Below are 22330 nucleotides of genomic sequence, written 5' to 3' on the forward strand. Positions count from 1 at the left end.
AATCTTTTTTGGGTGCAAACTTATATAAAATTATGGATATGTGCATAATTTTTTGTACTTTTGTGCCTTCTAAGAGCTAATTAAAATAACTAATTACTTTTTATGAAAGATAAAAAAGTACTCTACGTATCGTCGGAAGTGTTGCCTTATTCGCCCTATAGTGAGTTGGCAAAGATGTCATTTGAAGCCCCGAGAATGGTGAATAACAATGGAGGGCAGATACGTATTTTTATGCCCAAGTTTGGTAATATCAATGAGCGACGTCATCAGTTGCACGAGGTGATACGCCTTTCGGGGATGAATATTATTATCAATGACATTGATGTACCTCTGATTATTAAAGTAGCTTCTATCCCTAAGGAGCGCATACAGGTTTATTTTATTGACAACGATGAATATTTCAGGCGCACTGGCACACTCTTTGATGGGGAAAACAATATGTACCCAGACAACGATGAGCGTTGTATTTTCTTTGCTAAAGGTATTGTAGAGACTGTTAAAAAACTCAATTGGTTACCCGATATTATTCATATACACGGTTGGGTATCGGCTTTGTTGCCTCTTTACTTGCGCACCTATTACAAAGATGAACCTATCTTTTCAGAAAGTAAGATAGTTACCTCAGTATTCGATAGCGATTATGAGGGGGCTTTGGACAGTACGCTTATCAATAAAGTGGCTTTTGATGGTATTAGCAAAAAGACGGTAGACCCGCTAAAAAATCCTACTTATTACAATTTGATGCGTGTCGCTATCAAATATTCAGATGGAGTTGTAGTGGTGAGTGAAGATATGCCTGAAGATTTCCAAACCTACCTAAAAAATCTAAGAAAGCCTGTGCTTTACAACAGCGATAAGGAAACTTTCCAAGATTCTTACCGCGAATTTTATACTAAAATATTAAAGAAATAACAAACGAATGAATAACATACAGAAGATTTTATTTTTCGCTACTATAGTAACACTTCTCAGTGCGTGCTCAAGTAATGATTTTAACGAGATAGATGGTGGACTGCTAAAAAATCCTAACTTTGACACTAATGTATTTACAGCTACTATTCAGGTAAGCCAAGTAAAAGAAAGTGCGGTACAAACCAACGGTTTAGGAGGATATTTATTAGGACAGTATAGCCAAGTTCCCTTTGGTACCAAATCGGCTACCATAGTGGCACAAGTAACATTACCAGCTGTTAATCCGACTTTTGGAACTAAAACACAAGCCAATGAAAATAAGGATAATAAACAAGAAAAAGAGAAAGTAACCGAAGCTTATTTATACATTCCGTTCTTTAATCCAAACAGTTCTAATAGTAAAGCTACTTATAAAAAAGATGGTGAATATACCCTAGATTCTCTTTATGGACATAAAAACGCTTCTTTCAATATAGACGTAAAAGAGCTCAACTATTATTTAAGTGATATTGATACAGATCTCAACGCTAAAGTATATTATTCTAATAATACTGACCTTACCAATAATTTGGGAGCATCGATAGTGTCAGGTACTACTACCGCTACCTCTTATACCATCAGTAATAAATCTATCACCCGCTATCAGTTTGACAACCCACGAACTACAGAAGATGAAAGTAAAAAAGTACAAGATGTATTAGCACCAGGGTTGCGTATTCCACTAAGCACAAATTTCTTCCAAACAAAAATTATCAACAAGGAAGGCAGTAGCGAACTTGCTAACGCTAATGAATTTAAAAAATATTTTAAAGGGATTAGTGTCAGTGCTTCTAACTTTTCAAAGGATTTAATGATGCTCCTAAATATGGCAAATGCAAAAATAGAGATTGTATATAGCTATGAGACTTCAGGAACGAATTCTACAACTACAGAAACACGTAAAAATCGTTATGAACTTTCATTGAATGGCATTACAGTAAACTTATTTAACAATTCAGGAGAGAGTTTGACTGATAGCAGTAAAATATACCTCAGCGGAGCTTTAGGACAAACAGCTTCTATTACTATTTCGGATACAGATATTGCTAATATTAAGTCGCAAAAACTAATGGTAACCGATGCAAGTTTATTGTTATATGTGGATAATTCAGTAAGCTATACAAAAGAGCCTGAACGTCTCTTTATCTATAACACCCAAACAGGAGCTGTGCTTGTAGATTATCAGTACGACCCAACATCAAATGCTGATTCGTCTACTTATTCATATCTCTATCATCTAGGAAAATTACAAAAAGAAAACGGAAAAGGAGCTTTTTACCAATTGAGGATTACCAATCACATTTTAAATTTAGTTAATGAAATAGGAACAAATGTACCTTTAGGAATAGTAATAGCTTCTAATGTAAAAAACACTAATTCAGGAGCATATTTGAGAGACACTAATACAAAAGGCAAAATACTATCTTCAGCAGTGGTTACTCCTTTGGGTACTGTTATAAAAGATGTAAAATTGCGTATCAGCTACACTCAACCTAAATAGTGATGGATTTAAGAGATCAGTTAAAATCACTTTTCCCTGACCATATAGAAGAGGAAATACCTGAAGAAGCTCCTTCTAATATTTGGTTGCAGGATGAACCTTTACTATGCAAATACGAAAAACGCAAAGGAAAACCCGTAACCGTAATTGAGGGCTATAATGGCGCAGAAGTCGATTTTAAGATTTTAGCTAAAGAACTCAAAACGTACCTTGGCGTAGGGGGAACTGTGAAAAACGATACTATCCTCATACAAGGTGATTACCGTGACACTATTATGCAACTTCTCAAAGAAAAAGGTTTTAAGGTGAAGCGCATAGACGGTTGAAAACAATTGACAATTCATAATTAACAAATTAGTAATATGAAATTATTAGAAGGAAAAACAGCTATTATCACTGGTGCTAGTAGAGGCATTGGGTGTGGTATAGCCAAAGTATTTGCATCCCACGGGGCAAATATTGCTTTTTCGTACAGTTCGTCAGTGGATGCTGCAATGGCATTAGAGAAAGAATTAGCTACAAAAGGTGTGAAAGTAAAAGGCTACCAAAGCGATGCTTCTAACTTCGCACAGTCGCAAGAGTTTGTAGATACAGTAGTAACGGAATTTGGCACAGTTGATATTCTAGTAAACAACGCAGGTATCACTAAAGACAACCTACTGATGCGCATTAGTGAAGAAGATTTTGATAAGGTAATAGAAGTAAATCTCAAATCAGTGTTTAATATGACCAAAGCGGTACAGCGCATTATGCTTAAACAACGTAAAGGTTCTATTATCAATATGAGTAGTGTGGTGGGAGTGAAAGGCAATGCTGGACAGTCAAACTATGCAGCTTCTAAAGCGGGAATTATCGGCTTTACCAAATCGATTGCCTTAGAGTTAGGTTCTCGAAATATTCGTTGCAATGCTATCGCTCCAGGCTTTATAGAAACCGAAATGACGGCTGTACTTGACGAAAAAGTAGTACAAGGCTGGCGTGATGCTATCCCTCTAAAACGTGGCGGACAACCCGAAGACGTAGCGAATGCTTGTGTGTTTTTAGCCTCTGAAATGTCAGCTTACATCACAGGGCAAGTGCTCAATGTTGATGGAGGAATGCTCACATAATTTTGTTATATCAGAAAAACTTTTTACTTTTGCCGAATGTTAATAAAAAAATATATCATCATCGGTCTTCTGACTGTGCTCTTTACTTCGTGTGGAGAGTATCAAAAAGCCTTGAAATCAAAAGAAGGAAGCGTAAAATACACTGAGGCTGAAAAGCTATATAAGGCTAAAAAATATAAAAAAGCGACACGCCTTTTTGAACAAATAGCTTCAGAATATGCGGGTAAGCCACAAGGAGAACGTATTTATTATATGTTTGGAGATTCTTACTATCAGCTAAAACAATACAGTTTGGCGTCTTATCAGTTTGAACGACTTCAGAAATTATATCCTCGTAGCGAAAAAGCTACAGAGTCGGCTTTCTTAGAAGCAAAATCGCTTTACTTGGAAACTCCTAAATATAGTGTAGACCAAACTTATACCTATCAGGCTCTAGAGAAATTACAATACTTTTTGGATAGATACTCTGATAGTGAATATGCTAAAGAAGCTAACGAGCTAGCCTTAGACTTGGTAACTCGCTTAGAGAAAAAAGAGTTTGAAATAGCTAAACAATACGACCAAATACGCGACTATCAAGCAGCAATGAAGTCGTTAGACAACTTTTTGACCAATAACCCAGGTAGTGTCTTTAGAGAAGATGCGTTGTACACGCGTTTGCATTCAGCTTACGAGTGGGCTATCAACAGTATAGAAACTAAGAAAGAAGAACGGCTCAATACTGCTAAAGAAACTTACGACAACTTATTGCGTGCCTACCCTGAAACTAAATACAAAAAGGAAGCAGAGAATATGCTTACGAAAGTAAACACATCATTAAAAAGTTTTACATCACAAAAATAATATCATTACATTATGGATTTTAAGAAAATAGATGCTCCTACCACTACTGTTACTTATAACAAATCGGCTATAGAAGCACCTACGGGTAATATTTATGAAGCTATCTCTATTATTGCTAAAAGAGCTAACCAAATAAATGCCGAAATTAAAAAGGAATTAGTAGAAAAATTAGAGGCTTTCGCTACTAATAATGATAGCTTGGAGGAAATCTTTGAGAATAAAGAGCAAATAGAGGTATCTCGCTTTTATGAGCGCTTACCTAAACCACAAGCTATTGCTGTAAAAGAATGGCTTGAAGGTAAGATTTATTACCGTGAAGCCGAATAGAATTGGGTATTTATAGATTATTTGTTAGGCTTTAAGCAGTAAGCGTTTGCTTGCCGTTTAGAGCCTTTTTCTAATTATATTTCTGAATTATGAATATCGTACTTGGTATCACTGCAGGTATAGCGGCTTATAAGACACCTCAATTAGTACGCTTGCTCACCAAAAAGGAGCACAATGTAAAGGTAATTCTCACTGAGAATGCAAAAGAGTTTGTAACACCTCTTACCCTCAGTACAGTATCTAAAAACCCTGTGCTAACAAATTTTTCCTCTCCCGAGGGCAATTGGCATAGCCACGTAGAGTTAGCTCTATGGGCAGATGCGATGCTCATCGCTCCTGCTACGGCTAATACCATTGCTAAAATGGCTCACGGTGTATGTGATAACTTACTGTTGGCTACTTATTTCTCTGCTAAAGCACCTGTATTCATCGCCCCTGCAATGGATTTGGATATGTATGCCCACCCTACGGTTACCGAGAATTTAATTAAATTAAAGTCTTTTGGTAATCATATCATTCCCGCAACTTATGGCGAACTCGCTAGCGGACTTGTTGGACAAGGACGTATGGCTGAACCCGAAGATATAGTACTGTTTTTAGAGAATGCACTTACCGAAAATCTTCCTTTTAAAGGTAAAAAAATCCTCATTACTACAGGTCCTACTTACGAGGCAATCGACCCCGTGCGTTTTATAGGAAACTTTTCTTCTGGCAAAATGGGGATTGCCCTTGCTAATGAAGCCGTACGACAAGGAGCTGAGGTACATTTAATATTAGGCCCCTCTACTGAAAAGAATATTCACTCACAAATTCAACTGCATAGGGTGGTAAGTGCTCAGCAAATGTACGAAGCTACCATAAGCGAATTTCCTCCTTGTGATATCGCTATCCTCGCCGCTGCTGTAGCTGACTATACGCCTGAAACTGTAGCCCCCGAAAAAATTAAAAAGAAAGGCGGTAATCTCAGCCTAACCTTAGTGCCTACTGTCGATATATTGGCATCTTTAGGGAAAATCAAAACTACTCAGACGCTTATTGGATTTGCCTTAGAAACTGAAAATGAAGTTGCCAATGCCCAAACTAAATTGGAGAAAAAGAATTTAGATGCTATTGTACTCAACTCCTTGCGCGATACAGGCGCAGGCTTTGGTACTGATACCAATAAAGTTACTTTTATTACTAAAGAGACTCAAAACAGTTTTCCTTTAAAAAGCAAAGAAGAAGTCGCTAAAGATATTTTGACACAGATATTTGGCATTCTTATAGAAAAGTAATATCTTTGTACTTTCAATCTTATAAAAATATAAATAAATGAAAGCATACATCTTCCCTGGTCAAGGAGCCCAATTTGTAGGTATGGGGCTTGACTTATACGAAAAATCTGCTGAAGCCAAAGCACTCTTTGAAGCGGCTAATCGCATTCTCGGCTTCTCCATTACTGATATAATGTTTAGCGGTACTGATGAAGACCTCAAACAAACTAAAGTTACCCAGCCTGCTATCTTCTTGCATTCAGTAATTCTTAGTAAGGTGTTCGGTAAAAATTTTGCTCCTCAAATGGTTGCAGGACATTCGTTAGGTGAATTTTCTGCTTTAGTAGCCAATGAAGTCCTCTCATTTGAAGATGGTTTGCAATTAGTAGCCAAACGTGCTACCGCTATGCAAAAGGCTTGCGAATTACAACCTGGTACAATGGCTGCCGTATTAGGCTTAGACGATAGTAAGGTTGAAGAACTTTGTGCAACAGTTGACGGAATTGTAACCCCTGCCAACTATAATTGCCCAGGTCAGTTGGTGATTTCAGGTGAACTCAAAGCTGTAGAAGCAGCTTGCGAAAAGATGAAAGAAGCAGGAGCTAAGCGTGCTCTTGTATTGCCTGTAGGCGGAGCTTTTCACTCAGTACTGATGAAACCTGCCGAAGAAGAATTGGCAGCAGCGATTGAGCAAACGACTTTCCACAAACCGCTTTGTCCAGTATACCAAAATGTAACTACTACGGCTGTAAGCAATGAAGCTAACATTAAAAAGAATCTCATCAAGCAACTTACTGCTCCTGTGAAATGGACACAAAGTGTACAACAGATGATTGCTGATGGCGCTACCGAATTTATTGAAGTAGGACCTGGCAAAGTACTACAAGGCTTGGTGAAGAAAATAAACAAAGAGGCAGTGGTAGCTTCAGCAGAAATATGATACAAGTAGAAAGTTTACATAAATCTTTTAACGGAACTGAAGTGCTCAAAGGTATTTCTACTACTTTTGAAAAAGGTAAAACGAATCTGATTATCGGGCAAAGTGGTTCAGGTAAAACTGTGTTTCTCAAATCTCTTTTAGGCCTTTTTACCCCCGATTCGGGCGACATTATCTACGATGGGGTGAAGTATGCTGATATGAAACGCAAAGAACGTGTAGCCTTGCGTCAAAAAATGGGAATGGTATTCCAAGGAAGCGCCTTATTCGACTCTATGACGGTGCTTGAGAATGTGATGTTCCCTTTGAAGATGTTTTCTCAGAAAACACCTGAAGAAATACGCGAACGTGCTAATATAGTATTGAGCCGTGTAAACCTAGTAAATGCCGATGATAAATTACCTTCGGAAATTTCTGGAGGTATGCAGAAACGGGTAGCTATTGCTCGCGCTATCGTAAACCAACCCAACTACTTGTTTTGTGATGAACCTAACTCAGGGCTCGACCCTAAGACCTCTATTGTGATAGACAACCTTATCCAGGAAATTACTGAAGAGTTTAACATCACCACCGTAATCAATACTCACGATATGAACTCAGTAATGGAAATAGGGGCTAAGATTGTATTCCTAAAAAATGGTTATAAAGAATGGGAAGGCACTAAAGAAACTATTTTCCGGACCGATAACGAAGCTGTTACTGACTTTGTGTATTCATCGGAGCTGTTTAAGAAGGTAAGGAAAGCTTATTTAGAAGAACACGAGGATTAGATTAATAATTAAATTTCTAAAAAGCTACCTATAAAGTTTATAGGTAGCTTTTTTATTATTAGAGAATTAAGGGAATTTATATTCTAAATCTCACTTAAAAAGAAAAGCTCTCCTTGGAGAAAGGAAAGCTTTCATTGGTTTACTATAAACCCGTGTAAAAATATTTACACAAAACAACACAACTAAATCTTATGAAGCGGTCTGGACGGGACTCGAACCCGCGACCCCATGCGTGACAGGCATGTATTCTAACCAGCTGAACTACCAGACCTTCAGCAAATTTGTGCAATTCATTTCTTCATTGCGGTTGCAAAGGTACTACTTTTTTTATTACTTGCAAATTTTTAGAGCGTTTTTTTAAACTTTTTTTAATCTTTCTTTATAATATATCTGATAATAAACATATTAAAGTATTAGATATTAAAGGTTGTATTGGCTGTTTTTAGATGTAATTCCACTGCTTTACTATCGGTAAGGCTTGTAATATAACAAGTAATGCCCATCACCTTGTCATATAACGAGTCATTTTTGCGATACTTTTCAGGTAACTTTTTAAGCAAAAGTTTATCAAATGATGTCTCACGTCCGTTTTCTTGATTGATAATAGCCGTAAAAAAGATATCTAATAAATGTTGTAAAACCACATAACCCGATACTTCTTTTTCTACTACCTCATCGGATTGATATATACGTTCCACACTACAATCTATTACATCAGTGATTTGGTGGCGATATTTACTATCATATAAAAGCGACTGGTGAAATTCTCCTGCCAAGATTGCATCTTCATTTTGCAAGAAGATGTCGGTAGCATCTTGTATCAAAGCTCCTATAGCAACTGCACGCAAATAAGCAATACGTTCTTCTTTAGTTTGCAGTTTGCTATATTTATGAGTATTTATCTTATCTGAGATGATACCACCTAAATACTCTAAGGCTACATCTTCACTTATAAGCCCTAAGTTGATACCGTCTTCAAAGTCTATAATAGTATAACAAATATCGTCGGCTGCCTCTACCAAGAAAGCTAAGGGGTGACGTGCATAACGCAATTCACCATTTACACTATTAGATTTTAGTCCTAAAGTTTCAGCCATTTCTTTGAAGAATTTTTTATTACCTTGGAAAAAACCATATTTCTTATCAGCTATACGATCAGTAGGACGTACAGGTAGTGATTCTTTAGGATACTTAGTAAAAGTTCCTAAGGTAGCATAAGTAAGCCGTAAGCCCCCCTCTGCCCCCAAACGTGTTTCATTAAGGATTCTAAAGCCATTGGCATTCCCTTCAAAACTACACAAATCAGCATACTCGGCTTCTGTGAGTAAATGTTTGATAGCAGTTCCTTTTTTGAATTGAAAAAACTCTCCTATAGCCTTTTCACCACTGTGTCCAAAAGGTGGATTACCAATATCGTGTGCTACCGCAGCTGCTGCAATAATGGCTCCAAAATCATTAGTTTGGTAACCCAATTCGCGCAAGTGAGGATATTTGGTGAGCACGTGTTTACCCACAGCACGCCCCAAACTACGCCCCACTACCGACACCTCGATACTATGTGTAAGACGTGTGTGTACAAAACTTGTTTTTGAAAGCGGAATTACTTGTGTTTTGTCTTGCAAGCTACGAAAAGCACTTGAAAAGACCACACGGTCATAATCCATATCAAAACTAAGTCGTGTTTCATCTTCATTTTTTCGCAAACGAAGACTAGTATCACCATATTTATTAAGAGAGAGTAAGTTTTCCCAAAGCATTTTTATTGTTTATTTAAGGTACGGGGTCATAGCCACTGCCTCCCCAAGGGTGGCAACTGCATATACGCTTAATAGCCAACCAACCTCCTTTAAAAAAACCGTACTTTTGTAAGGCTTCTAAAGTGTATTGCGAGCAGGTAGGGGTATACCTGCACGTAGGAGGCTTGAGTGGCGAAATGGCTACTTGATAAAAGCGCACTAAATAAATGAAAAGATACTTCATTTCATTAGTTATTAGTCAGTAGTTATTAGCCGTTAGTTTTTTAACTACTAACAACCAATTTCTAACTGCTACTTAGTAAATCGTTCAATTACTTCTTGGCTTACTCCAGTATTAGAGAACCCTCCATCGTGGAAGAGGTTTTGCATTGTTACTTTACGAGTAAGATCGGAGAAGAGAGATACCGTATAATTGGCACAATCTTGAGCGGTGGCATTGCCCAGTGGTGACATAGCATCGGCATAGGCGATAAAACCGTCGAAACCTTTTACGCCTTGTCCTGCAGTAGTAGCGGTAGGTGATTGTGAAATGGTATTCACACGCACTTTCTTGTCTTTACCAAAGAAATAGCCAAAACTACGCGCAATAGATTCTAAGTAGGCTTTATTATCAGCCATATCGTTATAATCAGGGAAGGTGCGTTGTGCTGCCATATAGGTAAGTGCTACAATACTACCCCATTCGTTCATTGCATCATTCTTATAAAGCACTTGGCATACTTTGTGAAAAGAAAGTGCTGAAACGTCCCAACCTTTTTCGGTGTTCACATAGTTAGACTCGGTATAAGGAATGTTTTTGCGCACATTTACCGACATACCGATAGAGTGCAACACAAAATCCAACTTACCCCCTAAAATCTCCATAGCTTTAGTTACCAAGTTTTGGAGATCGTCCATATTGGTAGCATCGGCTGGAATAATTTCAGAGCCTGTTTTTTCGGCTAAGTTTTTTATTTGTCCCATACGCATTGCTACGGGAGCATTGGTAAGTACAAACTTACCACCTTCTTCGTGTACACGTTCTGCTGTTTTCCAAGCAATAGAATTTTCGTCTAAGGCACCAAAGATGATGCCTCTTTTTCCTTTTAATAAATTATACATAATTTTCTATTTTATAAAATGAATTTTGTTCCTATGGGGCAAATGTACAAAATATTTCTGTATAAATAAAAAGCTACCTAAAATATTAGGTAGCTTTTTATCTGTATGCAATATAGCGTATTACTTTTCAAACGCTTTTAAAGCATTGATAATAATAGCAATACACTCTCTTAATTCCGTTTCATTCATTACCAATGGCGGAGCAAATCTAATGATATTGCCGTGAGTAGGTTTAGCGAGCAACCCATTATCGCGCATCTTTAGGCAGATATTCCAAGCAGTGTCACTCTCTTCTGTATCGTTGATAACCACCGCATTTAGGAGCCCTTTACCACGTACTAAGGTAGCTATTTTTGAGGTTTTGATATAGTTGCTGATTTCTTTGCGAAAAATCTCACCCAAACGAGCGGCATTTTCAGTCAAATGCTCATCTTTTACTACCTGTAAGGCTTCAATTGCTACGGCTGCTGCCAAAGGATTGCCTCCAAAAGTACTACCGTGTTGTCCAGCTTTAATCACGTGCATAATACGGTCATCGGCAAGGACTGCACTCACGGGATACACCCCACCACTAAGAGCTTTCCCCAGTACCAATATATCTGGTTTTACATTCTCGTGGTCTACTGCCAAACGTTTCCCGGTACGCGCTACTCCTGTTTGTACCTCATCGGCGATAAAAAGTGCATTATACTTTTCGCATAAGGCTTTTGCTCCGCTTAAATACCCCTCGGAAGGGACGTATACACCAGCTTCACCTTGTATAGGTTCTACTAAAAAGCCTGCTACTGTTGCTTTATTATCAGCAAGAACTTTCTCCAAAGCGACTAAATCGTTGTAAGGAACGGAAACAAAACCAGGTGTATAAGGTCCAAAGTTCTTACGCGCATTTTTATCAGATGAAAAAGATACAACTGTAGTGGTACGCCCGTGAAAGTTCTGGTCACATACGATGATGATGGCAGCACTTTCAGGCACCCCTTTCTGTTCGTAAGCCCATTTGCGACATATTTTAATAGCTGTTTCTACCGCTTCAGCCCCTGTATTCATCGGGAGGACTTTCTCGAAGCCAAAATACTCGGTTACGTACTTTTCATACACTCCGAGCTTATCGTTGTAGAAAGCGCGAGAAGTGAGTGTAAGAGTTTGCGCTTGTTCAGTAAGCGCTTTGATGATACGTGGGTGGCAGTGACCTTGGTTTACGGCAGAGTAAGACGAAAGAAAATCGTAGTAGCGTTTGCCTTCGACGTCCCACACATATACCCCTTGTCCTTTGCAGAGCACGACGGGTAGTGGGTGATAGTTATGGGCACCGTACTGATTTTCGAGTGCCATTGCTTGTTCTGAGGTTAATTTATGTGTTATCATATATTTGTGTTATATACTTTTAAAGATAAAATAATATTCATTCTATTACAAAACTATATTTTCATATTTACTTTGTGTCTAATAGTAATTTTTCTATCGTAAAAAACTTGGACAAAGATACAACAATAAATTAAATAATCCTATATATTCATATAAAAAAACAAGTTTGACGCCTAAATTTTCCTTATATAAAATAGTTAATATCCGTTTTATACTTACAGTATTTTTTCTTTTCACAGAAATAATTCTGCAGTATTTCATACTTTTGAACAATAACTTTATTACAGTGTTAACTATTGATTTTCTTTGTATTAACATTAGATTTTATATTTATCCAAAAAATAGAAAAAAGATTTTTTGTAAAAAATTTCTTTTTATTAAAAAAATATTATACCTTTGCCTCGATTAAAAAATCATAGATTATGGCAGATACAGTATTACAACCAAAAAGTACAGACGTAAAAACAGATACGGAAGTACAACTGACAGGTGCACAACTACAACAAATGCTTGATGCTCACTGTCAAGATATGAAAGCAGGAATGCCAGGATTCCTTTTCTATGGAATTTTGAGCAGTACTGATGGTTCTATCTTAAGTAAAGCTTCTGCTAATGAGGAAGCTTCAAGGATAATTGAGCAAGGCTCTGCTTTTCACCTTACTATTGTTGATCAAGTAAAGAAAGTTGTAGATGGTAATGGTTTAGGAAAATTGGAGTTAGATTATATCCTTATTGAAACAGATAAAATTACGTTTATGCTGATGATTTCAGCTTTAGGTAAATTCTTTTCTATCACCGCTTTAGATAGACCTAAATCAAATATTGGTATCTCAAGAGCTTTACTTTACAAATGTAAAAGAGAATTTGGGACACTATTAGATGATTTTTTTTAGTACTTTTACTAAAAAAATCTATAAAAGCACAAAACAGAAATATCTGTTTTGTGCTTTTTTATATCAATCAAATAAAACTCTTATAATATCTTATTATTAGCATCTATCATCACAGCTCCTACGGTAGCATTGCTGGTCTCATCGATGAGGATAGCACTACCCATTGGAGGATTACTTTGGAAAGTGTCGTATACTAATGGGGAAGCCGTTTTGAGTCGGATTTTTGCGATTTCATTGAGTTTTACACTTTCTACACCTTCAGTTTGGTTGAGGGTATTGACGTCTATTTTATACTCTATTTCCTTCACAATTGCTTTTACAAGTTTACTACGCTGTTGCAACAAGTATTTATTACCTTCGCGCAATTCGCGTTTATCCATCCAGCATACAATAGCCTCGATATCTTGCCCTTGCTGAGGCTCTGCTCCTTGTTTGGCAAAGTAGTCGCCACGAGAAATATCGATATCGTCTTCGATGTGTAGTACTACTGGATCACCTGCCTTTACTTCTGCAACTTCTTCGCCGTTATACTCTATCTTACTGAGTTTTGTAGTAATACCTTCTGGTTCTACTATTATCACATCACCTTTGCGATACGTGCCCGAAATGACTTCTCCCGCATAACCGCGGTAATCGTGTAAAGCTTCGGTTTGTGGGCGTATTACATACTGCACTTGAAAACGAGGTTGGTCATAGTTGTCTTTGCTAATTTCTACAGTTTCCAAAAAGTCTAAAAGCGAATTACCTTTGTACCAAGGCATTGCCTCAGTGGTATTCACGATATTATCGCCTACAAAAGCCGAAATAGGGAAATAGTGCACGCTCTTCAATCCTAAACGTTTAGCAATCTCTTCGTACTCTTGCTTGATATTGTTAAACACCTCTTCGCTATAACCTACCAAGTCCATTTTGTTTACGGCTACCACTACCTCTGGGATATTGAGCAGGGAGGCGATGATTGAATGGCGACGAGTTTGTTCGGTTACGCCATTGCGAGCATCTACCAAAATGATTATGAGCTCGGAATTAGAAGCCCCCGTAATCATATTGCGGGTGTATTGGGTATGACCAGGAGCATCGGCGATGATAAATTTGCGTTTGGGAGTAGCAAAGTAGCGGTAGGCTACATCGATAGTAATCCCTTGTTCGCGTTCAGCACGGAGCCCGTCGGTGATGATAGCGAGGTCGATACCATCGTCGTTCTTATTTTTTGATTGTTGTTCCAATGCTTCGAGCTGGTCGGCTAAAATACTTTTGCTATCGTATAACAATCGACCTATAAGGGTACTTTTACCGTCGTCTACGCTACCTGCGGTGATAAATCGTAATATATTCATTTGCTTTATTTCTGTTGAGTAAATATAATTTGGTGCAAAAGTACAAACTAATTGGCAAATTAGCAAATTTGGAACTTAGTAAATGGGGCACGAACTACAAGAAATGCAGTAGCAGAGGCGGACTTGTAGAACGGGGGTCAGACAGGTGGGAGGTGCGAGTCACGCGGGCGATAGAGGGTTAGAGCTATCGGAAGAAAACAGAGAAGTTCGAAAGTGAGTTAAGAGTGATTTTGGTGAGAAATGGTCGTTAGGAAGGTATGGTTAGCTTATAGGGAGCTTATAGGAAGCTTATACGAATCTTGGACGATTGTTATAGAAAGGGTGTATAAAAAGTTGATTAACACTATAATACAACAATGATAAAAATGTTAAAAACGGGGTTTCGAGGCGAAAGAAAGGGAAAAGGCAATAGGCCTTAGGCCATAGGCACTAGGGGGGAGTGTGAAGGAAAAGAGAATTGACGGGTCGGGAAATTAGAGAATTAGAAAATTTGGAAATTAGCAAATGGAGTGAGAGGTTCTGGACTATAGGTCATAGACATTAGGAGGAAGTATGACGGAAAAGGAGGAATTAGTGATAGGAAAGGCGAATGAAAAATGGAATTTTGTTATATTGAATTGATGTTATTTAACTCTAAGGGGCGAAAGAACAATCAATAATAATTCGTATTAAAAGTTTTACTACAAAAAACTTTACTATTAATACCAAATTTTATATTTTTGCGCAAAATAAATCAAAGCTAAAAACGTGCTCATCGCTTAACTAAAATAAGAAAATGAGCCTCTGAGACAATTAAAAGATTATAAGGTAAAAGGTAAAAAAGATGACAAGTGATAAAATGAGAATTGTATTTATGGGGACACCTGACTTTGCGTTGGCGTCGCTAAAAGCATTAGTAGAGAACCATTACAACGTAGTAGGTGTAGTAACGGTAGCCGATAAACCTTCGGGACGCGGACAGAAGCTACACCAGTCGCCAGTGAAACTCTATGCCGAAAGCAAAGGGATACCAGTGTTACAACCCATAAAACTAAAAGATGAAACTTTTGTAAATGCACTGAAAGCCTTACAACCCGATTTGCAAATAGTAGTAGCCTTCCGTATGTTGCCCGAAGTGGTATGGCGATTGCCTAAATACGGCACATTCAATCTGCACGCCTCTCTTTTACCTAACTATCGAGGAGCTGCTCCCATCAACTGGGCAATTATCAACGGGGAAAAGGAAACAGGGGTAACGACTTTCTTTATAGACGAGAAGATTGATACGGGAGCTATTATCGCACAAGAGGTTACACCTATTGAGTCTCACGAAACAGCGGGTACCTTACACGACAAACTAATGGTGCAAGGTGCTGAATTGGTACTAAAAACCGTAGATAGCATTGCAGAAGGTTCTTGCTCTACCCAACCACAAAACAAAGAAGTAACTTTTGCCGAAGCTCCTAAGATATACAAAGAGACCTGCAAGATAGATTGGCAAGCGGAAGGAATGACAATAGAGCGTTTAGTGAGGGGAATGAGCCCCTACCCTACTGCGTGGACAGCGTTTGTACAAAAAGGAGAAGTGTTAAATGTAAAAGTATATGATGTTCTTTTCGAACCTGTCTCTCATCAATATCCTATTAGGGAACTCTTAGTAGATAAAAAAGGACTGCGTGTAGCTGTAAAAGATGGTTATATAAAGCTATTAGAATTGCAATTACCTGCTAAAAAACGTATGAAGACCAAAGACTTGCTAAATGGATTCAGCTTTGATAATACCACAATACTATAATGACGAGTCGTAGCACGACAGACAATTAAAAAACTTTGGTAAAAATTGATTCTCTAATCAGATAATTGACAAACTGGCTAATTGGTTAATTAATTTTTCGATTTCTTGTTCGGTATTAAAACTGTGCAAGCATATTCTCAACCGTTCTTGTCCCGCAGGTACGGTGGGCGCTAAAATCGGTAATACGCCTATATCTTGGGCTTGTAGTACTTCGGCAAGTGCTTTCACTCGTTCATTGCCTGCTACTACTATAGCTTGAATGGCTGAATCAGAAGGAATAAAACCTTGTATTTTGTATTTGGCAATTTGCGTTTTAAAATACTGTATATTATGATGCAGTTGTTCTATTGATTTAGTTGTCTGTAAGGTCTCATATCCTGCCCTAATAGTTGCCACACTATGTGGACTCATAGCAGTAGTATATATGAAAGAACGTGAAAAGTTCACTAAATACTGTATCACCTCATTTGAAGCTAAGGCAGCTGCTCCGTGTGCTCCTAAGCCTTTCCCGAAGGTAACGATGCGGGCAAAAATTTCTTCTTCTAACCCCAATGCTTGCACCAATCCACAGCCGTGTTTGCCAAATACTCCTATGGCGTGAGCTTCGTCTACCGCTATATAAGCCCCATACTGTGTTGCTAATGTTACCAAACGCACCAAATCAGGGCTATCACCGTCCATTGAAAAAACTGTTTCAGTAACGATGAGCACCGTTTTATCAGGGGTAGCAAACTTTTTTAAGAGCTTTTCTAAATCGTCTAAATCGTTATGTTTAAACTTATAGGAGTTAGCTAAACTCAGTGAAATACCGTCGCGTATAGAAGCGTGGCTGTAACTATCGTATAAGATAATATCACCTCGCCCTACGATACAGGAGAAAAATCCCACATTGGCATCATAGCCCGAATTGTACAAAAGAGCTGTTTCGGCGTTATGAAAATGAGCTATATAGCTTTCGGTTTCGGAAAAGATAGGCAAGTTACCCGAAAGCAATCGCGAGCCTGTAGCCCCGTGAGGTGCCGTTTGCTGAGGGAGTAATTCAGAGATGCGTTTAGTAATCTCAGAATTTGTACTGAATCCTATATAATCATTGGAGTAGAAATCAATAGCAAAATGGCGTTGTTTGAGACTGCGTAAAGCATTGTGAGCCTCACGTTCAGCTAATTTTTCTTTGATGTGTTTCATTTGAATATTCTTTTATTCTTTCTCCCTTACAGGAAAGAAAAAGGCTCTGGGATGTTCTTTAAAGGCTCTCCACACACAACGACCTAAATATTTTAGTTCTGAAGCAGGGACTTCGCGAGAGCGCAAGGCTATCCATAACGACAGACCAAAACTCACAATAAAGTTACCTAAACCAATGATACCTATCCCTAAGATACACCAAAAAATATTCTCTAAGCTAATGATAAAATTCATACCATACAAGCCGTAAGCTAAATTACCACTGGCAAAGGTGATGTGGCGTATATCGAGTGGTAAGCCGAAGAAATGACCTATTGCCCACGCACTTCCCATAAAGACTCCAAACCAAATATTTGAGACGACACTCGGCCACTTTTGTTGCATCCAGTTAGCAACGCGTTGCATACGTACTTTACCAAAGAAGCCTTTAAGAAAGGGGTGTTCAGAAAGACGATAATAGAAGTTGTTAAAATTGTTTACACTAGCTACGTTACCTGCTATAATACCCGATAAGAACAGAAATATCCCTGCAATACAAGCGTGCAAAAATACGGGGGTATGCCATATATTCAGGTCTTCCAAGAGATGTAAACTTTTTTTAGTAGCGATATTGTAACCACTGAGATAACTCATTCCTATCGCCAAAAGCATAGACACAGGGAAAGCACCAAACACGTTGCCCACAAAGGCGATGAACTGCGAACGAAACAAACGCGTGAAGAGTGCTGAGAACTCGGTGTAGTGTTTCTGTTTTTCTTTATTGTTATCGTTGTCGCTGAGGCTCTCTAAAGTCTTAGCAATCGTAGAAGCCGTCATTGCAGGTTGCTTGGTAGCCAAAGTAGACCCTGTGAGGTAGATGAGTACAAAACCAATAGCGTAGTTAAAACTGTAGTTTAGGGCACGAAAAAAATCACTTTGGTCAGGTTGCATCGACATATAGAGTTTTACCAAACACATAAACCCCACGATAACGCCACCCCACAAAGCTGTTTTAAGCATCTTGAAGTACTCACCAGCAGTAGAAGTAATATAGTGTTCACCGGTCTTGCCGGTATAGTTCGTAATCTCGTAGGTAATGTTATAAACACTATCATCTATCAGTTTTCGAATATTGTTCTTCTTAGAATTAGTTTTCACCATATCTAAGTAGAAGGCAATCGTTTTTTCACATTTATCAGCTTCTTTTTCTATAAACAGGTAGTTATAAAGTCGCTTGATGCGTTTTATTTGCTGACGAATGAGCAAAAGAGTTTGGTTCACACTGAAACTCACCCCATATTTAGAAGTATTGGCATCAGCTTTGTTTACGAAATCCTCACACTGACCAGCTAGGATATTCAGCTGTTTATAATCGAGTTCGTGGTCTTGTATGTATAGATAAGGGTTATCTTCCTTGGAAAGAGTACGTGCAAGATTGTTCAGCTCATCGTCGAGAGCAATAAAGGGACTATTGAGGTGAGCATATTCAGGCACCATACGGCGCACATCAGTTTGCAAGGCGAGCCCTCCCATACGTTGGGAGAGAATCATTATCGCCAAAAGGATTTGCTTGGAAGTAGTTTTGCTCTCACTATCCTCATAGAAAGTAGATACAGCAAGTATTTCAAAGAGTTCTTTCCAGTTATCTAAAGGAATTTGATGTACCCATTTCACATCGGAAGGACGGTAGAAGAGTTGGTTGAGTACGTATTGTATATTCTCTTCCGAAGGCTGGTCGGGCAAAAGCTGACGACTGATACGGCGACGCAATTCTTTGAAGAAAGAAACACTGTTCAGCAGACCTGCGTCAGTAAAAAGAATTACTTTTTGTTTATTAGCAAATACGTTGTGGAGCTTTTCCTTGAAGAAAGCGATGCACTCGGGTTTGTGTTTGATTTCAACGATGAGTTCATCAATATTGAGGGGAGTCTTTTTGTTGTTACTCTTACGGCGGAAGTAGTTCACTACATCAAACACGAAGTCAATATCTTCATAGTCTGATGAGTGCATATAAGTCTCAAAGATTTCATAAATAGATTTATATTCTTTTGCGAATCGTAACATATCTTACAATGAATAATTAAGAATTGATAATTAACAATGAGGGAGCAAAGGTATGAAAATTTTGCTAATTTGTGGCATTCACCAATAAAAAAGCTACCCAAATGAATGGATAGCCTTTGTTAGCTGTTACTCAGATTCAGCCACTCCTGTTCGCTGGTTTTACCTGTTTAGAAGTTGTAACGTACTCCAAAGCTAAAGGTACGACCATCGCCAAAATATACACGGTTAGTAACATCAATACCTTTATAAGTTTTGCTTGTATTGGTAACGTGATTACTGGTATAAGACTCTAAAATATAGTAAGTATCGAGTAAGTTATAAGCGTGAGCTGAGAAAGTGAGCCGTTGACTATCTGTAAGTTTCCATCTATAAGAAGCTGATAGATCAAACAAGTTATAACCTGGCAATTTAACTGCTCCTTTATCGGCTTCAGCTTTAGTAGTAAAATTACCTATATTAAGATTTGAATACAAATTATCTACATAACGCCAATCTAAATCTATATTAAATCCTTTAACAGGCAATACTGATACCCCTAATGAAGCTGTAGTTTGTGCTGATTCACCTACTTTCACACCATCCAAAAAGAGTTTAATTTCGGCAGCGCTTCCTGCAGGCACTTCATTCCCTTGGAAATCTACAGGGTTATTATTTTCATTTGTAAGAGTTCCCGCAGCATCTCCTTTGTAGAACCAATCACCCAAAGAGAACATACCGTTGAGTTTTAGGTACTCAGTGATATTAGCTTTGAAATCTAATTCCACTCCTTGGTGTACTTCTTTAATACCTAAAATATTAGCATAAGCTGTGATGGTATTTCCTCCTACGTGCAAGTTATTTGATTTGCGGAGGTAACGATCTTTCCAAGAAGTATAGTAAAGATTCAAGTTTGCATTCAAGAAGTTAGACTTAAATCCATATCCAGCTTCAACACCAAATATTTTTTCATTGGTAAGAGCAGGGTTTACATAGTTCAAATAGTTAGGATATACAGCGTTAAACAATGGTTGTTTAGAATAATAGCCAGTGTTTGCATATATGTTATGATGTTCATTAATATTATAGTTCACACCCCCTTTGATGTTATAACCTACAAGATTTTTAAAGCCTGTTTTTGTAGACATTGCTGTATTAGGATTATTTTTTACAGCCAATTTACCTGGTTTGATAAATTCGTCTATACGTTGATATGACTGCAAAGAAGTAGATCCTTGTATGAAGGCTGAAAAATGATCATCAGAGTATTCAAATTGAGAGAAAAGACCATACCATTTTACTTCTCCATCGTTGCTATAACCTATTCTTTGATTTAAAGGAGCTACAGTGCTAAATGGATTCCAGTTAAGATTAGTAGATTTAGCAGAAGTAATAAGATTTGGCGCTGTTAGATTTTCATTTTTACTATCAGCATAGCTATCATTCCCTAAAAGGTCTGTAACAACTTGGTGGTGGTAACCATAATAGTAACGACCATCTAACCCCATATTCACAGTGAAGTGGTCATTAATTTGGTGTTGTAAATTTGTAAGCACTCCATACCAGTTGTGTGAATTTACAGAACCATTCATAATATAACCTTGGTTACTAGCTTTAAGAGTTCCTCCTCCTGGTTTAGGTATAGACACACTTTTTCCGGCTTGTTTTGGATTTTGCATAGGCAAAAGTCCTTCTACAGCCTCTCCGTTATTGTATTTCACAGCTTTGTCAAAATCGATAAGTCCATCAGCTGTACGAAGTGAATTTAAGAAATGGCGTTGCAATTTACCACCTGCTATTGAATGAGCTTCACCGGTAGAATTCACTCCCATACCACGACCTAAAGAAGCATAAAACACAGTACTGAGAGAGGTTCTTTCATTCATTGTCCAATCCCAGTTGAGCATTGCTACTGGTTTGTGATATATATTTTTTCTAAGTGAATATTCATCACCATTTAAATACCCCCAATCAGGATTGTATTTGCGGTTAGGTTTATCTTCTGTTCCTCCATAACGTTGAGCATCAGCAATACTCGGACTTGAAGAACGTTGGTTATGCCATTGAGGAGCTCCTGTAAAGGTAAATTGGAAGCTATGTTTTTTAGAGGCTTCATAGCCTAATGCAAAATAGTAGCCATAACCATCAAACTGAGTGCCATCAGCATATTTTTGTCCCCAATTTTTGCTAAATAATACTGAAGTAGACCAGCCTGTAAGGCTTTTACCAGTGTTGTATGAGGCTACTGCTTTATATTCTTGATTAGTTCCATAGCTTGCAAAGAGGCTACCGCCCTCTTGCATATCCGAAGTGCGCAAAATAAAGTTCATTGTACCTCCTACAGAAGCTATAGCCAATTTAGAGGCACCGAGCCCGCGTTGTACCTGCATAGCAGAAGTTACATCTGAAAGCCCTGTCCAGTTACTGAAGTATACAGTACCACCTTCCATATCGTTTACAGGCATACCATTTACCATTACAGCAATGTTTTTACTATCAAAACCACGCATATTGATTTTAGAGTCGCCGAAGCCACCACCCCCTTTTGTAGCATAAACAGAAGGCGTTCTATTGAGTACTTCAGGAAGTTCTCGTGTACCTAATTTTTCTATAATTTCGGTAGCTTGAATAGTAGATACCGCCACAGGTGTTTTACGCTCTTGTGCAATGTCTAACAAGGTGCTTTTACCTGTTACTATTACCTCTCCTAGGGTTTGTTGGTCGCTTGTAAGGGTAATTCGCACGTGCGCTTTACCATTCACAAGTTTATAGGAAACTGTCTTGGTAACATATCCAAGATAAGAGAACTCTAAGGTTCCAGTAGGTGAGTCTACATTCAAGGAATACTTACCGTCCATATCAGTAGAAGCTCCTTTGGTAGTCCCTTTAACCAAAACATTTGCTCCCATTAACGGAGCGTTGTAATCACCATCAATTACTTCCCCAGTAATGACTCCTTGCTGAGAGTAAAGCATTGATGTGAGAAAAAGTACGGCTACATTTAAAAACCAGCTTTTCATTATATTAGTTAAATTAGTTACGAGTGGTTATGGTCAGTAGTGAGCTAAGTAGTACTATTTATTCGGAGCAAAGTTACTAACTTTTTTGATATCCCCCAACAGATTTGTCAAAATATTTTCTAACATATTTATTAACAAGGATTCTACTTACACATAAAACACTAAATACAAGTATGTTGTACGTTTTA

At 38.0% G+C, this 22330-nt stretch carries 19 protein-coding genes and 1 tRNA gene; 11 read left to right on the forward strand and 9 right to left on the reverse strand.

The genetic code is table 11. From position 1 onward, the window contains the following. Positions 1 to 102: 102 nt before the first annotated feature. From C3V44_RS04935 to C3V44_RS04975, 9 genes are all read left to right on the forward strand, one after another. Positions 103 to 912, forward strand: a complete 810-nt coding sequence (locus C3V44_RS04935; protein ID WP_106095733.1) for a glycogen/starch synthase — start codon at positions 103 to 105, stop codon at positions 910 to 912. A gap of 7 nt (positions 913 to 919) precedes the next feature. Further along, entirely contained in the window at positions 920 to 2452 is a 1533-nt protein-coding gene (locus C3V44_RS04940; RefSeq protein WP_106095734.1) for a DUF4270 domain-containing protein, read from the forward strand. A gap of 2 nt (positions 2453 to 2454) precedes the next feature. Next, positions 2455 to 2778, forward strand: coding sequence for a translation initiation factor (locus tag C3V44_RS04945; protein ID WP_106095735.1), 324 nt, complete (start codon positions 2455 to 2457; stop codon positions 2776 to 2778). Between the two features lie 36 nt (positions 2779 to 2814). Beyond that, complete coding sequence (gene fabG, locus C3V44_RS04950; protein WP_106095736.1) at positions 2815 to 3561, forward strand: 3-oxoacyl-[acyl-carrier-protein] reductase; 747 nt, start codon at positions 2815 to 2817, stop codon at positions 3559 to 3561. A 36-nt stretch (positions 3562 to 3597) separates the two neighbouring features. Further along, the gene (locus tag C3V44_RS04955) at positions 3598 to 4404 is read left to right on the forward strand and encodes an outer membrane protein assembly factor BamD (protein ID WP_106095737.1); all 807 of its coding nucleotides are present in this window, start codon (positions 3598 to 3600) and stop codon (positions 4402 to 4404) included. Positions 4405 to 4416: 12 nt separating this feature from the next. Further along, positions 4417 to 4731: a DNA-directed RNA polymerase subunit omega gene (locus C3V44_RS04960; RefSeq protein ID WP_002670957.1), complete on the forward strand. Its 315-nt coding sequence runs from the start codon at positions 4417 to 4419 to the stop codon at positions 4729 to 4731. Positions 4732 to 4820: 89 nt separating this feature from the next. Continuing rightward, positions 4821 to 6005 (forward strand): bifunctional phosphopantothenoylcysteine decarboxylase/phosphopantothenate--cysteine ligase CoaBC, encoded by a 1185-nt coding sequence (gene coaBC, locus C3V44_RS04965; protein WP_106095738.1) that lies wholly within the window; start codon positions 4821 to 4823, stop codon positions 6003 to 6005. Positions 6006 to 6042: 37 nt separating this feature from the next. Continuing rightward, positions 6043 to 6924, forward strand: a complete 882-nt coding sequence (gene fabD / locus C3V44_RS04970; protein ID WP_106095739.1) for an ACP S-malonyltransferase — start codon at positions 6043 to 6045, stop codon at positions 6922 to 6924. Beyond that, positions 6921 to 7691: an ABC transporter ATP-binding protein gene (locus C3V44_RS04975; RefSeq protein ID WP_106095740.1), complete on the forward strand. Its 771-nt coding sequence runs from the start codon at positions 6921 to 6923 to the stop codon at positions 7689 to 7691. The genes fabD and C3V44_RS04975 overlap by 4 nt, the downstream gene beginning before the upstream one ends. A 197-nt stretch (positions 7692 to 7888) precedes the next feature. Here the strand turns inward: C3V44_RS04975 and C3V44_RS04980 are convergent. From C3V44_RS04980 to rocD, 5 genes are all read right to left on the reverse strand, one after another. Further along, positions 7889 to 7962: transfer RNA gene (locus C3V44_RS04980), tRNA-Asp, on the reverse strand. Positions 7963 to 8104: 142 nt separating this feature from the next. Continuing rightward, on the reverse strand, positions 8105 to 9448 hold the full coding sequence (gene dgt / locus C3V44_RS04985; RefSeq protein ID WP_106095741.1) for a dGTP triphosphohydrolase: 1344 nt from the start codon (positions 9446 to 9448) through the stop codon (positions 8105 to 8107). A 13-nt stretch (positions 9449 to 9461) separates the two neighbouring features. Next, positions 9462 to 9671 carry a membrane protein insertion efficiency factor YidD gene (gene yidD / locus C3V44_RS04990; RefSeq protein WP_002680684.1) on the reverse strand — a complete coding sequence of 70 codons (210 nt, stop codon included), beginning with the start codon at positions 9669 to 9671 and terminating at the stop codon, positions 9462 to 9464. A gap of 68 nt (positions 9672 to 9739) precedes the next feature. Continuing rightward, complete coding sequence (locus C3V44_RS04995) at positions 9740 to 10549, reverse strand: enoyl-ACP reductase (RefSeq protein ID WP_106095742.1); 810 nt, start codon at positions 10547 to 10549, stop codon at positions 9740 to 9742. A 120-nt stretch (positions 10550 to 10669) separates the two neighbouring features. Further along, positions 10670 to 11914, reverse strand: a complete 1245-nt coding sequence (gene rocD / locus C3V44_RS05000) for an ornithine--oxo-acid transaminase (RefSeq protein WP_106095743.1) — start codon at positions 11912 to 11914, stop codon at positions 10670 to 10672. Between the two features lie 422 nt (positions 11915 to 12336). On the opposite strand from rocD, the gene C3V44_RS05005 reads away from it, so the two are divergent. Continuing rightward, complete coding sequence (locus C3V44_RS05005) at positions 12337 to 12807, forward strand: hypothetical protein (protein WP_009411679.1); 471 nt, start codon at positions 12337 to 12339, stop codon at positions 12805 to 12807. Positions 12808 to 12887: 80 nt separating this feature from the next. Here C3V44_RS05005 and C3V44_RS05010 read toward each other — a convergent pair whose 3' ends face one another. Next, a complete protein-coding gene (locus C3V44_RS05010) occupies positions 12888 to 14144 on the reverse strand; it encodes a sulfate adenylyltransferase subunit 1 (protein ID WP_106095744.1) in 1257 nt (418 codons plus the stop codon). Positions 14145 to 14967: 823 nt separating this feature from the next. Here C3V44_RS05010 and fmt point away from each other — a divergent pair. Next, positions 14968 to 15918 carry a methionyl-tRNA formyltransferase gene (fmt, locus tag C3V44_RS05015; protein ID WP_106095745.1) on the forward strand — a complete coding sequence of 317 codons (951 nt, stop codon included), beginning with the start codon at positions 14968 to 14970 and terminating at the stop codon, positions 15916 to 15918. A gap of 57 nt (positions 15919 to 15975) precedes the next feature. Here fmt and C3V44_RS05020 read toward each other — a convergent pair whose 3' ends face one another. The 3 genes from C3V44_RS05020 to C3V44_RS05030 form a co-directional block, all read right to left on the reverse strand. Beyond that, positions 15976 to 17103, reverse strand: coding sequence for an aminotransferase class I/II-fold pyridoxal phosphate-dependent enzyme (locus C3V44_RS05020; protein ID WP_106095746.1), 1128 nt, complete (start codon positions 17101 to 17103; stop codon positions 15976 to 15978). Between the two features lie 12 nt (positions 17104 to 17115). Beyond that, entirely contained in the window at positions 17116 to 19146 is a 2031-nt protein-coding gene (locus C3V44_RS05025; protein ID WP_106095747.1) for a recombinase, read from the reverse strand. Positions 19147 to 19313: 167 nt separating this feature from the next. Beyond that, on the reverse strand, positions 19314 to 22142 hold the full coding sequence (locus C3V44_RS05030) for a TonB-dependent receptor domain-containing protein (protein ID WP_106095748.1): 2829 nt from the start codon (positions 22140 to 22142) through the stop codon (positions 19314 to 19316). Positions 22143 to 22330: the final 188 nt, after the last annotated feature.

It is taken from the genome of Capnocytophaga sp. oral taxon 864 (assembly GCF_002998835.1).
Lineage (GTDB): Bacteria > Bacteroidota > Bacteroidia > Flavobacteriales > Flavobacteriaceae > Capnocytophaga > Capnocytophaga ochracea.